At 39.1% G+C, this 14107-nt stretch carries 22 protein-coding genes; 10 read left to right on the forward strand and 12 right to left on the reverse strand.

Annotated features, from left to right (window positions below; genetic code table 11):
- Positions 1-200 precede the first annotated feature (200 nt).
- From E6139_RS16620 to E6139_RS16630, 3 genes are all read left to right on the forward strand, one after another.
- Positions 201-572, forward strand: coding sequence for a hypothetical protein (locus E6139_RS16620; protein WP_316404444.1), 372 nt, complete (start codon positions 201-203; stop codon positions 570-572).
- 489 nt (positions 573-1061) lie between these two features.
- A complete protein-coding gene (locus E6139_RS16625; protein WP_316404445.1) occupies positions 1062-1316 on the forward strand; it encodes a DUF5960 family protein in 255 nt (84 codons plus the stop codon).
- Positions 1303-1563: a hypothetical protein gene (locus tag E6139_RS16630; RefSeq protein ID WP_316404447.1), complete on the forward strand. Its 261-nt coding sequence runs from the start codon at positions 1303-1305 to the stop codon at positions 1561-1563. The genes E6139_RS16625 and E6139_RS16630 overlap by 14 nt, the downstream gene beginning before the upstream one ends.
- A gap of 34 nt (positions 1564-1597) precedes the next feature.
- Here E6139_RS16630 and E6139_RS16635 read toward each other — a convergent pair whose 3' ends face one another.
- Together E6139_RS16635 and E6139_RS16640 are read right to left on the reverse strand one after the other, a co-directional pair.
- Entirely contained in the window at positions 1598-2023 is a 426-nt protein-coding gene (locus tag E6139_RS16635) for a universal stress protein (RefSeq protein ID WP_316404449.1), read from the reverse strand.
- An 832-nt stretch (positions 2024-2855) separates the two neighbouring features.
- Positions 2856-3116: a hypothetical protein gene (locus E6139_RS16640; RefSeq protein ID WP_316404451.1), complete on the reverse strand. Its 261-nt coding sequence runs from the start codon at positions 3114-3116 to the stop codon at positions 2856-2858.
- 126 nt (positions 3117-3242) lie between these two features.
- Here E6139_RS16640 and E6139_RS16645 point away from each other — a divergent pair, with 126 nt between their 5' ends.
- Positions 3243-3923: a hypothetical protein gene (locus E6139_RS16645; protein ID WP_316404452.1), complete on the forward strand. Its 681-nt coding sequence runs from the start codon at positions 3243-3245 to the stop codon at positions 3921-3923.
- A gap of 17 nt (positions 3924-3940) precedes the next feature.
- On the opposite strand, the gene E6139_RS16650 is transcribed toward E6139_RS16645, so the two are convergent.
- From E6139_RS16650 to E6139_RS16660, 3 genes are all read right to left on the reverse strand, one after another.
- Positions 3941-4738, reverse strand: a complete 798-nt coding sequence (locus E6139_RS16650) for a MerR family transcriptional regulator (RefSeq protein WP_316404454.1) — start codon at positions 4736-4738, stop codon at positions 3941-3943.
- A 30-nt stretch (positions 4739-4768) separates the two neighbouring features.
- The gene (locus E6139_RS16655; RefSeq protein ID WP_316404455.1) at positions 4769-5197 is read right to left on the reverse strand and encodes a universal stress protein; all 429 of its coding nucleotides are present in this window, start codon (positions 5195-5197) and stop codon (positions 4769-4771) included.
- Between the two features lie 163 nt (positions 5198-5360).
- A complete protein-coding gene (locus E6139_RS16660) occupies positions 5361-6083 on the reverse strand; it encodes a C39 family peptidase (RefSeq protein ID WP_316404457.1) in 723 nt (240 codons plus the stop codon).
- Positions 6084-6356: 273 nt separating this feature from the next.
- Here E6139_RS16660 and E6139_RS16665 point away from each other — a divergent pair, with 273 nt between their 5' ends.
- Positions 6357-6503 (forward strand): hypothetical protein, encoded by a 147-nt coding sequence (locus E6139_RS16665; RefSeq protein WP_316404458.1) that lies wholly within the window; start codon positions 6357-6359, stop codon positions 6501-6503.
- Between the two features lie 389 nt (positions 6504-6892).
- Positions 6893-7453, forward strand: a complete 561-nt coding sequence (locus tag E6139_RS16670; protein WP_316404460.1) for a GNAT family protein — start codon at positions 6893-6895, stop codon at positions 7451-7453.
- Between the two features lie 21 nt (positions 7454-7474).
- Here E6139_RS16670 and E6139_RS16675 read toward each other — a convergent pair whose 3' ends face one another.
- Both E6139_RS16675 and E6139_RS16680 read right to left on the reverse strand, forming a co-directional pair.
- Entirely contained in the window at positions 7475-7903 is a 429-nt protein-coding gene (locus tag E6139_RS16675) for a universal stress protein (protein WP_316404462.1), read from the reverse strand.
- 26 nt (positions 7904-7929) lie between these two features.
- Entirely contained in the window at positions 7930-8361 is a 432-nt protein-coding gene (locus tag E6139_RS16680; RefSeq protein WP_316404464.1) for a universal stress protein, read from the reverse strand.
- Between the two features lie 1017 nt (positions 8362-9378).
- Between E6139_RS16680 and E6139_RS16685 the strand changes: the two genes are divergently transcribed.
- A complete protein-coding gene (locus E6139_RS16685) occupies positions 9379-9594 on the forward strand; it encodes a hypothetical protein (RefSeq protein WP_316404466.1) in 216 nt (71 codons plus the stop codon).
- 87 nt (positions 9595-9681) lie between these two features.
- On the forward strand, positions 9682-10410 hold the full coding sequence (locus E6139_RS16690) for a class I SAM-dependent methyltransferase (protein ID WP_316404468.1): 729 nt from the start codon (positions 9682-9684) through the stop codon (positions 10408-10410).
- 51 nt (positions 10411-10461) lie between these two features.
- Here the strand turns inward: E6139_RS16690 and E6139_RS16695 are convergent, their stop codons facing one another.
- The 3 genes from E6139_RS16695 to E6139_RS16705 all read right to left on the reverse strand — a co-directional run bounded on the left by E6139_RS16695 (position 10462) and on the right by E6139_RS16705 (position 12165).
- The gene (locus E6139_RS16695) at positions 10462-11172 is read right to left on the reverse strand and encodes a peptidoglycan amidohydrolase family protein (protein WP_316404469.1); all 711 of its coding nucleotides are present in this window, start codon (positions 11170-11172) and stop codon (positions 10462-10464) included.
- Between the two features lie 73 nt (positions 11173-11245).
- Complete coding sequence (locus tag E6139_RS16700) at positions 11246-11461, reverse strand: BhlA/UviB family holin-like peptide (RefSeq protein ID WP_316404471.1); 216 nt, start codon at positions 11459-11461, stop codon at positions 11246-11248.
- Positions 11462-11787: 326 nt separating this feature from the next.
- The gene (locus E6139_RS16705) at positions 11788-12165 is read right to left on the reverse strand and encodes a transcriptional regulator (RefSeq protein WP_316404473.1); all 378 of its coding nucleotides are present in this window, start codon (positions 12163-12165) and stop codon (positions 11788-11790) included.
- Positions 12166-12375: 210 nt separating this feature from the next.
- On the opposite strand from E6139_RS16705, the gene E6139_RS16710 reads away from it, so the two are divergent.
- Together E6139_RS16710 and E6139_RS16715 are read left to right on the forward strand one after the other, a co-directional pair.
- Complete coding sequence (locus tag E6139_RS16710; RefSeq protein ID WP_316404474.1) at positions 12376-12702, forward strand: helix-turn-helix transcriptional regulator; 327 nt, start codon at positions 12376-12378, stop codon at positions 12700-12702.
- A gap of 4 nt (positions 12703-12706) precedes the next feature.
- Positions 12707-13177 carry an ImmA/IrrE family metallo-endopeptidase gene (locus E6139_RS16715; protein ID WP_316404476.1) on the forward strand — a complete coding sequence of 157 codons (471 nt, stop codon included), beginning with the start codon at positions 12707-12709 and terminating at the stop codon, positions 13175-13177.
- Between the two features lie 67 nt (positions 13178-13244).
- Here E6139_RS16715 and E6139_RS16720 read toward each other — a convergent pair whose 3' ends face one another.
- Together E6139_RS16720 and E6139_RS16725 are read right to left on the reverse strand one after the other, a co-directional pair.
- A complete protein-coding gene (locus tag E6139_RS16720) occupies positions 13245-13478 on the reverse strand; it encodes a hypothetical protein (protein WP_316404478.1) in 234 nt (77 codons plus the stop codon).
- Positions 13479-13556: 78 nt separating this feature from the next.
- On the reverse strand, positions 13557-13757 hold the full coding sequence (locus E6139_RS16725; RefSeq protein WP_316404480.1) for a cold-shock protein: 201 nt from the start codon (positions 13755-13757) through the stop codon (positions 13557-13559).
- Positions 13758-14107 lie beyond the last annotated feature (350 nt).

The raw sequence follows: 14107 nt of genomic DNA on the forward strand, positions 1-14107 counted from the left end.
GCCGCCCTCCTTCCTCCCTAGTTTATCATTCAGAGGATTCTTCGAAAAATGAAAATAACTATTTCTCCTTGTTTTTTTAATTTCAGAATAGTTAAAACTGCTTAAAAACTTGCTCGATAAATTGTCCTTTTTGCAGTGAAATGCTAAACTGTGCTCAATCAACAAGGATCTGTCTATAGAAAAGGAGTTTAAGTCTACTAATGAACAAATTACAACGCAGAAAAGCTCATCTCATTATTCATAGTGCATCCACTGCCGCTGCTGGTGTCGGCGCGGGAATGGCGCAGCTGCCTTTTCCAGATGCGACCGTTTTATTACCAATCCAAACAGCGATGGTAATCGCTTTAGGAAAGGTTTTCCATATAAAACTTGAAGAAGGCGCCGCCAAAGCGCTCGCTACGCAATTTCTAGCTCAAAAAGCAGGCCAAATGACCGCTCGCTTCCTAGTGGGTAAGCTGCCCGTTGCCGGAAACATCGTCAATGGATCAACAGCGGCCGCAATCACGGAAAGCTACGGCTGGCTTATTGCTCGAGAATTCTCAGAAGAATATGAGAAAAAAATCAAAGTATAATATTTTTTTAATTGCTGGTAAACCCCTTTCAAATCCACACAAGTTTCGCTATACTTGTAGACGTGGATGAACTTGGTGTTTTACTCGTTCAATGATGTAGTCCGCATTTAAGACAGAGGTGCTGGTTCGATTCCAGCCGTCCACACTTCGATTATACGACACGCTTGCGGAACACGCAGGCGTGTTTTTTGTTCTTTTACACGATACTCTATCCGTCCTGCATGCTTTCTGTCAGCAGCTGGGACCAAAAGGATTTTTATATGAAAAAATTTTACAGCTGGCTTTACCGTCAGCCACGCCATATCATTTATCGCATGATCCTGATCTTTTGCCTGCTTTTTTGGCTCGCAATCTATTGGATACTATGCTAAAAGAGATTTCTTTTTCAAAGGGAATCTCTTTTTTTGCGTATTTTTTTTCGTGGAAAATCGTTAGCTTCCACTTTACTTTCCGAACAAATGTTCGTATAATGATTTTGAGGTGATGACCATGTCTATGATTAGTCCAGATTCTGTTGAAATTTTTTATCGAACGTATGATTCCTTGGTGAAGGATTCATTACCGTTAGCACTATTTTTGAACCAAATTACCGCCAAGATGGATGCCGAAGATCGTGATTATTTTGTTATCCCTGCCAAAAAGACCGGCCGCAAGAAGGATATTTATTTTCAGTTTGAACGCAAAAACAATGAGCTCGTTTTCAAAGGTATTCACACGAGGAGGAAGGCCGATGGAGTCTCTTAAAGGAACTGTCGCAAAGCTAAAGATCGTCCAGTATTCTCAGCAGCCCTTAGTCTATTTTCAACTGGCTAATACCAATTGTCTGATTGCTGCTCACTCATTGAACTTCCTGGCCGACGTAGAAAACGGCATGAAGATCGTTGTCGCTGGCAAGCGAAATGCCCGCGGACAATTGATCGTCGTAAAATATGCCGTATTAGGCAGAACCAAACTAATGAACGATATCCAAGCCTATCAAACCGCAAGCTAAGAGCCAGCACGAAAATGTGCTGGCTCTTCTTTTTTTATCGAACGACCATCACGTTGCATGGTGCGTTATTGACGACATAGGCTGTCGTCGAACCTAGTAATAATCGTGAAAACGTACCTGTTCCGGTTGCCCCCATCAAAATCAGATCGATTTTTTCTTCTGCAGCAAAGGAAACGATCTTCGCTTTTGGATTCCGATCATCAACAACAGTTGTAAACTCAATATCCTCAGGGATTGTTTCTTCCAATGACCCCACCACCATGCGAGCGGCTTTTTGGGCTTCCTTGACGATATGATCTACAGCGTAAGGTTCGGCGCCTAAATGATTGGTGTCTGATACGATCAAAATATACAAATGTGCATCATTTCTACGAGTGACTTCGATTGCTTCTTGAAATGCTCTGCGTGCCTGTTCAGATGAATCTACTGCAACGAGTATTCTTTTGTATGATTCTTTCATAATAAGACCCCCTTTCTTTCTATTGTATCTACCTGAGGAGTCTTTGTACAGCAAATCGTAAGCGTTTTCTAATCATTTTCTCTTTTTATCTCTATTTAAGCAGCGATCACGTAGCCTACAAATTGGATAGGCGTCATTTCCCTACGGATATTATCATGCCTTTGAATATTGAGCTAGCTACATATAAGAAGACTCATTTTTCGCTTCACATATTAGCCAACTAAACAGTACTGAAAACTATTTGTACTACTTCCAAGTTATCTCTCTGTCTCGACTAATACTGCAAAAAGTTGGACTGACAAAGCACGAAGAAAAACTCGCAGCTAGCTCTATTTAGGAGAACTCATTTTTTCAAAGACCGAAAAATGAATCTAGTTTCGCTTCGCATATTACCCAACTAAACAACTTGATATTAGCTTTAGCATACAACATTTAATTGTCCACCACATTTAATTAACTGCGAAAAGTTGGACTAACAAAAAAAGCACCTTGATCACAAGGTGCTTAAAGGGGATGCTAGTCAAATAAAACTAGCTAAGAAAGATTGAGAGAGGTCTTCCTCATAATCATATTTTACCAGATTTCTTAGTCATTTTGGCGATTTTCTGAATTGTTTTTTTAACATTTTTAAATTTATTTAGAATGTTACTAAATATTTTTATTCGTCGAAAGTATTCTATATTTCTAAATCTATTAAAAACAAATTATCAAAATGGTTATTTTCCTATTCTCACGCTATTTTCAAGACATAAAAAAATATCCTTGTAGCGTATAGCTGCAAGGAAATCATTATTTTAATTTGATATTTTTTTCACAAGGTTCGCTAAAAAAATTAAATCTTTACGTATTCTAATTCAAAACCAGCCTTATCATTCTTCATCGCCACTTGATATGCGGTAGATAACTTCTCCATTGTTGCAGGATCTAAAGCTAGTTTCACAAAAGTCGGCAGATCCATCTTTTCTACATCAACTTCTTGCTGCGTCGCTAACGGCTGCAGCATTTCAGCAAAACCGCCTGTGATTGAAATATTTCTCTTCTCGCAACGAATAGCATCTCTCAATTCCATCGGATTCGCAACTACTTTTTTCATTCCCATCACCTCTTCTTTTTTAAAATGATAGCATAGTGGAAATCATAAATCAACGATTTTGTGAATTGAAACACAAATTTTTATAACAACTATTTCTGCTATACTTTTAATAAAGGAGTGAATGCTATGGATAATTATAGGCAGCGTAAACAACGCGGGTATATTGAAAATAATGAATTACTTGCTTATAAAGAGAAATCAATCGAGGAATTAACAGCTTTGTTTTCCTCTGATAACGCTGTAGAACGAACGGTCGCCGCACGTCTTTTACCGCTAAATTGTGACACAACGAACATTTTGCTGCACGCTTTAGTCAATGAGCCTGCCCTCTACACCCGCTTAGCGATCACTGAGAAATTAGAGAGCGGTGATTCAAAAACAGCGCAGCAAATGATCCCTTTTCTGGCAGTGATCGGAAAAAATCAACATCGCACACCGATTGCACCGTCTAAAAAGAAATCATTTCCGCTGCCTCGCGATCTGATTGCCCGTTCGCTAGGTCGGATGAACCCTGCGATTTTTCCGACACTGCTGGAGTCCGTGACAGAGCTTCCCCTTGAAAAGCTGAGTGAATTGATCGATGCGATCGGCTATATGGCCTTTTATCATCAGAACCTAGCCACAGCAGAGAATTATCAAGCCCTGCTTCAGATGAAAGATACCTATCGTCAAGAACCCTTGATCCAGTGGAAGCTTCTGATTTGTTTTTCCGCTTTTCCTCAAAGTGAAGAATTACTATTAATGGAAGAACAATTTACTGCCGAGGCACAGCGTTCGCTAAATTTACTTGCAGCAAAAAAGGATTGAATTAGGTTTCAATCCTTTTACCTCGTATAGTATTCAATGATCTGACATAACGCTTCCGTGGCTCCGATGCCGCAGTTTTCATTATAGTAATGGGTGAAGCGTTCGTCTGCCAGATACATCTCGCTCAAGCCACGATGGGCCTCTTTGGTATAGTTTTTCCAGCTGAATTGCAACCACAATCGATGCAACGCAAAGATTTCTTCTGCCAATGTACTGGGGACTTCCCCTTCTTTTATAAATTTGGTCAATTTTTGAAAAAGAGTCTTTTCAACTTCTTCAAGTTTTCGATAATCAAAATCGCTCATTTCCATCCATTTTTCATTTGAACCCTTGAGTACCTCTCGACCGAATTTTATTCGAAGCTCTTCACTATATTTCTCTGAATTTTCAAGCAGTGACTTCTGCTTAAAGGCCTCAAACTTCTCGGAATCAGTCATCTCCAGTTCCCCTTTATAATATAGCAAAGTATCATCTAAAACCTTCAGCAGACGATTCAGTTCCTTTTGCTTGTTAGTCACATGTTCTCGTTGCTCCAGCAGTGATTGCTGGACCTTTTCCGCTGGTCGATCAACAAGTTCTTTGATCGTTTTTAAGGCGACTCCAACCGATCGATACAACATGATCTGTTGCAGACGATCCACTTCTTTTTCTGTATATATTCGACATCCGGCGTCGTTCAAATAGGCGGGTTTCAAAAGAGCTCGTTCATCATAAAAGCGTAAAGTTCGAGTCGTTATCCCAGAAAGTTCTGCCATTTGTTGGATTGTATAGTCCATCTTATCCCTTCTATCCTTAGAGTCTTCCATTTTTTTCATCTATCCATTCCTCGTGATAACAACTGCCGCTTATTTTACGACCATCACATCGCAGGGAGCATTGTTAACGACATAATCAGTGGTAGAGCCTACAAGCATCCGCTCGAGTCTGCCTTTACCAGTCGCCCCCATATAGATCAGATCGATCTTGTATACTTCCGGCAAATCAAAGCAAAGTGCCTTTTTCGGGCTTCCAACACACGTGACCATCTGTTTATTGTAGTAATCAATTCCAGCAACTTCTTCCTCTAAAAGCTTAAGCGCGGCTTTCTTCTCTTCCTCAATGATTTGGGCAACAGGCGTCGCACTATTCATTAACAATCCGCTGCTGTTAACCACTTGCGCGATGTATAAACGGGCATTATTTCTACGTGCTGCTTCGACTGCTTCCATTAAAGCCTGATGCGCCTGCGGAGATCCATCTACTGCAGCTAAAATATTGTAATAACGTTCCTTCATTGAGCCTTCCCCCTTTTATTCTAGTATAACAACCAGCAGAGGTTTTGTAAGCCCTTTTTTCGACAAAAAAGCGTATCATATCAACGTTTGTAGCAACAAGTGTTTTTATTCAAAGATAGTAAAAAAACCACACCAAAATGAATTGAAGTGGTTAAATAAATGCCTAGTTTTTTTCTAAATAGAGGGATTGCTGATCAGACTCTTGATAAATTTTCTTCATATCAGACCAGCTTACTTCACGATTTTGATACCCATAAGGATCGTTCACATAAACGATCTTTTTTTCGCGATCAAAGCCGGTGATCACTGCGGAATGAATCAGTGGTGTGACATACATGCTGCCCTGATCCGTCTCCCATAACAGCCAGTCGTCATCCTTTGGTACTTGAAAATCAACAGTCGCGACGATCCAGACTGGTTTACCACTGGCTACGACATCGATCATTTGATTGAAGTTCTTTTTCTTTCCCGCAACCACTCGATACTCATCACCGACCTTTTCTCTAGCCAGTTTTGCGATTGGCTCCACAGCAACGCCCATGGCTTCGTCTCCACCGGTAATATCGCCGACAAATCCCAGATGAGGATCCCCGTGATTACCGGATTCCGTAAATAACGGCTCGTAATCCAGCTCATCGGCCAATTCATTTTTATTCGTATCATAGCCGTAATACTGCAAGAGCATCGACAGTGCGGTAACTTCACAGCCATTTTCCAACGCAACTCCGTCAAATTGACTTTCTAGAGGAACATTCATGACGATTTTATTTTTTTGTTGGGTTCCTTCAATTATGTCTGTAATTTCATTCTTCCCTTGCGCAAAATAGATGCCGCCACTGATGATTGCGACAAAAACCAGCAAAAAAGCTATTCTTTTTTTCTTCATTCCATCACCTAACATTAATAGTCCAAATGGAATTATAAGTTTTATCAGGTGAAACAACCAACAAAAACCCTCGAATCACTCAATTTTTAAGTTATTTTAACGTTTTTCACGCCTTAAAAAAACAACTATTAAGGATTTCATAAGTCCGTTCTTCATTGTAGCGTTTACAAACTTTTTGTTAGTAAATACCTCTCATTCGTGTTATATTAATAAGTGGAATTTCGTTATCAACGTAATAGTTGCCTTTCGTCACACAAAGAAAGGAGAATGATTATGACATTCGATAACACAAACGTGCAATACCGTGTCACATTGAACACTGATTTAAATCTTTTTATCGTCTTCGACAAAAATGATCAAAATCATGTTGCAACTGGCGTAACGATTGAAAAAGCGGTACAAGAATTGCAAAAAAGTTAAGGATTTCAGTTTGCTAGTTTTACTTCTTGCTTCAGCAAATTAGTAAAATGGTATGCGCAATGACATTCGGATTCATTTTTCAGGCTTTTTGAAAAATGATTTCCTAAACAGGTGTTAGCCATACCAGCAAAAAAAGATTTCCTTATTACGAAGTAGGATTTCAGTTCCACTCCTAGCTTTAGATCAGCTAGTGGAATGACATATGTGGTGAGAATCAGACTCATTTTTGTCAAAAAATGATTTCCTTATTTACGAATAGGAGTGACTCCTCAATGGAAGACGCGAGATTGCGTTAAGAGCACCTGCTGTGAATCCACGGTAGGTGCCTTTTTTGACTTTCATTTCCCATACTGGTATGCTCATTGAAAGATTTTATGGAGGTGTTGTTAATGAAGGCTTTTACCTATCGAATCGATGAACGCTTAGCACTCGCCTTTCCACAATTGGAGGCCGCTGAAGAGCTGTTTGCGTTGATCGAGTCTGATCGACCACACATTGAATCATTTATCGATGTGATGGCTGAAACGAAAACGCTGGCAGACGAAAAAAACTTTATAAAGATGAAGCTGCATGGCTACGCTGATGGGACGGATTATCTCTTCTTCATTCTTTCCGAGCAAACGATTTGCGGCTGTATTGATATTCATAATGTGGATAAAAAAATCGGCAAGGGCGAGATTGGGTACTGGCTGCATTCTTCCTTTACCAAACGCGGGATCATTTCAAAAAGTGTCCAGGCGGTCTGCTCCCTCGCATTTGATACCTTTGGCTTTAACAAACTCTTAATTTGCGTAGATATCGAAAACGATCCAAGTAATCGCGTAGCGCAACGCTGCGGCTTCACACTAACCAGCACAGAACCACAAGATGCCCTGCTTTACGGCAAATTGAGAGACATGAATCACTACACCTTATTAAAAGAACAATTCAAAAAAGGTTTTGACGAATAGCTCCTTCGTCAAAACCTTTTTTTATCGAACGACCATCACATTGCAGGGTGCATGATTGACAATGTACCCACTCGTTGAACCGACTAACAGGCGTTGGAAACGACCTTTCCCCGTCGCACCAACATAAATCAAATCTATGTCATATTGCTTCGGCAGCTCCTCGGTCAACGCCTTCTTAGGATTGCCGATGTATTGAACGACCTCCATATTTTGGTAACGACCGCGTTCGGTCAGCTTTTCTAAATATTGCTTCGCCCGCTGAGATTCCTCTGCTAGAATATCGTCCATCGGTTGGGCGCTGCTCATTAGGATACTGGAATCATCAATCACTTGAACGACGTATAACTTGGCTTCATTTCGTCTAGCGGCACCGATTGCTTCGAAGAATGCTCCTTCTGATTGATCCGAACCATCAACCGCGACCATTATATTCTTGTATCTCTTGTTCATATTATCTGCTCCTTATTCAAATTAATCTACCGAATGACGGTCACACTACATGGGGCGTGGTTCACAACATAAGCCGCTGTTGACCCGATTCGAGACAAACGAATTTCCCCTTTTCCTGTCGCGCCTAAGAAAATCATATCAATCTCATTCTTTTTCGCAAATTCAACGATTTTTTCTTTTGGACTGCCCATTTCCACAAAGGGCTCAACATTCTCAAGCTCTCTATGGTCTGCATCATGAACTTTTTTCAACATTTCTTTTTCAATTTGTTCCTTTTCCGCAGCATAGATTTTGCTGAAAGAAAAAGCACTGGTGGAGAGTTCACTGTCGTTAATGATTGAAATAACATTCAGTTTGGCATCGTAACGTTTGGCTGCTTCAACGGCCTCATCAAAAGCATTTTCCGAATGCTCTGATCCGTCGATTGCGACTAAAATATTTTTGTATTTACTAATCATTGTAACCGCCTCCTTTATTAAATTATAAAGGAAAATAAGCGATCTGTGAAACGAAATCAACTTTTTATTAAATAACTAAGTCGATTCATAAAATAAATATTTCTCCCCAGAACAGTCCACTCTCCATATTAAATAAATTATTTCTGCTTCATTAAATCATCCCTTCATTGTAAAGAAACCATGTATACACCCATAATTTTAGGATACGCTTCTTTCTGATTTATTTTTTACTCTCAGTGAGCTTCCAACAGCCCTTGCCAAAAGGATCCTCAATTTTCAAAACTATTCTCTTCATCTATGAGCATTTTTCTTGTATCTTTCGCGGGAATCCATTAAGGTTACAGTAGTTCATTTGTTTATCCGAGTTCCTTCCCAGGACTCCGGCCGTCGTTGCCCTGCGACGGCTTTTTTTGAGCAGAAAAATTGCAAAGAAAGCCTTTTCCAATTATAGTAGAAAGCGGGTACAACCCATCCTTTATAGAATTTGTTTTTTCACTTGCGGACCGTCGCCATTTCACTATGGACGGTCTTTTTTGCGAGTTGCCAGTTCTACTTCTTGCTTTAGCAAGATTAGTAGAATGGTATGCGTACGAGATTTTTTTGAATTTTTGCGTTAGGAAAATTCATACCTTACTTCCGAGTTAGCTCAATATCTAAAAGTATGGTAATAGCGTGATGATATGCGTACGAAAATCAGTCGAATTTTTACGTTAGAAAAATTCGCTTCCTTATTAATGAGCTAGCTGTCAGTCACGCTTTTCGCAGTCCTTAGTGCACGAATATCTATTAATTGGAATATAAGATGTTTTCATTAGTTCTGTTTAGCGTGATGATATGCGTACGAAAATCAATCGAATTTTGCGTTAGAAAAGTTCGTTTCCTTATTAATGAGCTAGCTGCAATTGGAGCTATCGAGAATTGGTTTTATCCAAAATCCTTCCTTCTCCTTGATCTTTTGTGTGTTAAACTAAGTATGGTGAAGTATGGTGGTACACAAGTGTAATTGGAGGAACAAAAATGTATAAAGTAAATTTGAAAAATATCCTCACCCGGAAGGAAGAACGGGTCATTGACTTGAACTTAATTCCTCATGTAGGAGATACCTTACAATTGAGGGAGCCGGATAAGTTTTTACTGGTTCACGGGGTTACTCATATTATTGAAAACGAGTCCATCGAGTTTGAGATTTTTGTCGAACCGATCGATCGTACCTATTGGATGAATGAAATCTAACGAAAGCGAGGAAAAATAATGATCGCACACAAAAGAGATATACTCCATGTAGTTTAAGATCAAATCAAATTACATGGAGGAATTACAATGAATAATATTTATGATAACGAGAAATTTTTTGAGAGCTACAGTCAAATGAGTCGCAGCCAACAAGGTTTGGACGGAGCTGGAGAATGGCAGACATTAAAAGGTTTATTGCCAGATTTTAAAGGAAAACGTGTCCTTGATTTAGGCTGCGGGTATGGTTGGCATTGCCTTTACGCGGCAGAACATGGCGCCACATCAGTCGTTGGGGTTGATCTGTCAGAAAAAATGCTGGAAGTCGCTCGACAGAAAAATACCTTTGACAATATCACCTATCTTCACGATAGTATCGATGAAGTCACTTTTGAGCCAAACAGCTTTGATGTCGTCATCAGCTCACTGGCGATCCATTATATTGCGGACTTTGAGAAGCTAGCGAAAAATATCGCTCACTGGTTAGTTGCTGACGGTCAACTAGTCTTTTCCGTGGAGCATCCAATCTTTACCGCTGAAGGTTCACAGGATTGGTTTTACGATGAAAATGGAAAAATCGCTCACTTCCCAGTCGACAACTATTTTTATGAAGGCAAACGGAATGCCCATTTTCTCGGCAGCGATGTCACAAAATACCATCGCACATTGACGACCTATTTAGACAGCCTGTTAACGAACGGCTTTCAGATCAAGCGCATTGTCGAACCGATGCCACCCGAGAACATGCTGGATATTCCTGGCATGAACGACGAGATGCGCCGACCAATGATGCTGATCGTTGCGGCGGAGAAAAGCTAAAAAAGTAACTCCCTGAAAATTATCTTTTTAATTTTCAGGGAGTTTTCTATTTTATTTGGTTGCGTAGTATTTAAATTCTGTTAATTCAGTCGTTGACTCAATGGATAAAACCATAAATCCATCATTTCCATACCAATTCTCATTAGTTTTTCCAGTATAGTATTTCACCAATGATCTACAAGCCTGTAACAAAGTATCATCCTTGATATACATTCTTTTGTTACCATTAACAAAGTAAGCATCGTAATTCTTTGACCCAATCTTTTGTTGTTTCCAATAAATATACATCATTATCTCTCCTTCTTTTTCTGGTGTTTCTTCCGGAACCCCACTTGTATTTTTTAATCGGTAGTATTCAATCGGTTCGTACCCCATATAGCCACCGTCAGCCGGAGTCGTATAAATACCGTTTCTCCCGTACGAACAATGAATAATTGTTTTATTATCCACAAAGATTCCCGTATGTCCATCATTTGCCCAATACTTAGATAAAAAAATATCCCCTTTTTTACATTCTGAGCGAGATATTTTTGTAGCAATCGGTGGAAGTGTCATATCATGCAACGAACCTGTCCACCCCATGCTACCTGATGGAATAAATCCACCAGCTACCAATGCAAAATAGACCGCTGAACTACAATCGTAACTGTTAGGACCACCACGATTGGCTTGACTATACGTCACTTTTCCTTCACGATCTTTCATCCACTGAATCATTTTATTGATATCTCCCATTTTCACCTCAGCTCCTTTCTTCCTCAAAACCTCAAACACCAAAGTTCATAATCACTACTAAATTACGGTTTGTTCTATCGCCAAAACATCGCTCAAACACTCATCCGTTATCAACGATCCGTTCATTGATCTGATTGACTGTTGTCTCAATTTTCTCTAACTGCCTGAGTGCTGCGGTCAAGCCATCAATTGTATTTAGATAGCGTTCTTCACGTGCATTATTCTGTTTCATCACCCAAACTAAGAGAAGTACAAAAAGCACTGGAAATCCGATGCTTTCAGGATTATTGAGAAAAGTCGAAATGAATTCATCCATAGTCCGCCTACTTTCCTGAAAAATTCCTTTATTTCATTTACTAATCATCTTAATTGCTCAGAAGAACAATTTGAGAGAATGAGTGGTTTTAATAGTCTCTATCAACACGTAAACAAGCTATCATCATTTGAAAATAGAAAACCCGTCAATCAAAAAATCCTTCTGAACCACCAAAATCACTGCTGCCTCTCCATCAAAAATACCTTTAAACTTTCCTTTCTAATTTCAGAAAAAGCACTCGATTATTCATAACATTCATCCCCTTCTGTTTGATCTATCTACACTATATACGAACATATGTTTGTTTTGTTGCCAAAAAAAAGACATCAGATTCCTAGATGTTCGGCTAACTCTTCAAAAAAGGCATCACGTAAGCGTATGACCTGCCGCTTGCTCAAAAAGACTTGATCCGCTACTAAATCAAGATTGACTTTCTTTTTATCGGTCATATACAGCAGTTTAATTATTTTCCTTGTCTCTAAGGTCGCATTTTCCAGACACAATGAAATGATTTTTTGATTTCGCTCTAAGCTGAGTAGCCGACGATCAAGGGAAATCGTCATTAAGAGCTTCTGGTCTTGCGATGCACTGAGGGATTTCCGGTTATGAAAAAGCAGTTTTTCTTTTCGTTCTAAATAGTAATCATCCATTTTAGGATAATCTTGTAGAATTCCTTTAATGTAATCCTTCTTCCATTTTTCCATCGTCTTTCCTCCTAAAAATAACTGGAAATTGTATTCTACGACTAGACTGGCCGTAGAAAAAATAAGCATTGATTCTTCAAAAAAGCCGGTTGATTTCTTTTTTGTAGATTAATAGTAATACATTTCGCGTACTTTGTAAATTCATCCAACTGTTTTTGCGGGTAAATCGATACATTTCGTGTTATTATAGTATAAAAGGGAGTGGTTCTTATGTTTGCCCAACGATTGAAGGAATTAAGAAAAAGAACACCTAGCCTCACCCAGCTAGACATGGCAAAAAAACTGGGGATCGCAAAGACGACGTACGCCTCTTATGAACAAGGAAAGCGTACGCCGGATATTGAAACACAAAATAAAATTGCAGATTTTTTTGATGTTTCCTTAGACTACTTGCACGGTCGCGAGCAAAAAAAGACTTTTTCAGCGAACCAAATGACCGTGGCGGCGCATATCGATGACGAAGTGACCGAGGAGCAAATGGAAGATATTTTGAATTATATTGATTTCATTAAACAGAAGCATATAAAGAAGGAATGATTGGATGGATAAAGCAGAAAAACTGATGGCCGATTTTCAAGGAATCAATTATATTTTCGATTCCTCTATGCCAGACGGTCAAAAAGGATTATACATTGACAATCATGTGTACTTGAATCCGCGCCAGACCTCCCAGGAACTGACCGCTACAATTGCTGAGGAGATCGCCCATTATTTAACCAGCTCCGGCGATATCATTTGCCAAGAGACTGCTGAGCAGCGAAAACAAGAGCAACGCGCCCGAGATATCGGATCAACACTGGTCGTAACCCCAGAAGATATTATTGCCTGCCATAAGGAGGGGCTTTCGACTGTCTGGGAATGCGCTGAATATTTGGAAATTAACAAAAAATCCTTCGAGCACGCAATCAATGTGTATGCTAGAATGTACGAGGAAGGGCTGACTTATCAGAACTACTGCATCTTTTTTCAAGCAAATGGCACTATCGATGTGACTGAATTACTAGATAAATAGGATGAACAACCTTAAAACGACCTTCGCAGTTGCGAAGGTCGTTAATTTCTTAAACAATTTTTGATGACTAAAGTCTCGTTTCAGGAACGAGCAAGTCGGTATATCTAATGACTGTGGTAAATTCCAGCAACTCTTCTATTTCGCTTTTTACAATCTCAATAATAACTGAATTACTCAATTTATTCTTGATTTTACCTAAATGAATCTCCTTTTGATACTCAAAAAAGACTTCCTGACCAATTGAAAACTGTTCACCTGCAATTGAGGGATTTGGAGATTTGAAACCATACGTTTGCGCCATTAGAATATATCCTCCTTTAATAGTATAAAAAAAGAAGACCGTTCCCGATCTTCTTAGTCATCTGTCGATTTAACAGGCTTATGCTTTTTGGATATTTGTTGCTTGCAAGCCGCGTTGGCCTTCTTCAACATCGAAAGTCACTGCTTGACCTTCGTCTAAAGTTTTGAAGCCGTCGCCTTGGATAGCTGAAAAGTGAGCAAATACATCATTGCCGTCTTCTCCTGTAATAAATCCAAAACCTTTGTCTGCATTAAACCATTTTACTGTACCGTTATTCATAATAAGTACCTCCAATTACACATCAAATGTGTTTATTTGTAATAAAAAATGACGTGTAATAAAAAAGTATCATAAAATCTAACGATAACTACCTAGTCACATATCAAAGTATTACTTAGTTACCATAACATGAATGATAGAGAAAAGCAAAAAAAACATGAATATTTTCAAGTTTTTTTGTAAAGAATATTAAGTTTTCATTCTTTCTCTTAATATCTATCAACAAACAAAGATTTATCTTGACTTAATTACTAGACTAATCATCACTTGAGAATCAGTTTTTAGAAAGCTAAATACGAACAATCAGATTCCTAGCAAGGATACACTGGCAAAATAAAAAACATGCAGAT

This window comes from Enterococcus sp., from assembly GCF_032555305.1.
Classification (GTDB): domain Bacteria; phylum Bacillota; class Bacilli; order Lactobacillales; family Enterococcaceae; genus Enterococcus_A.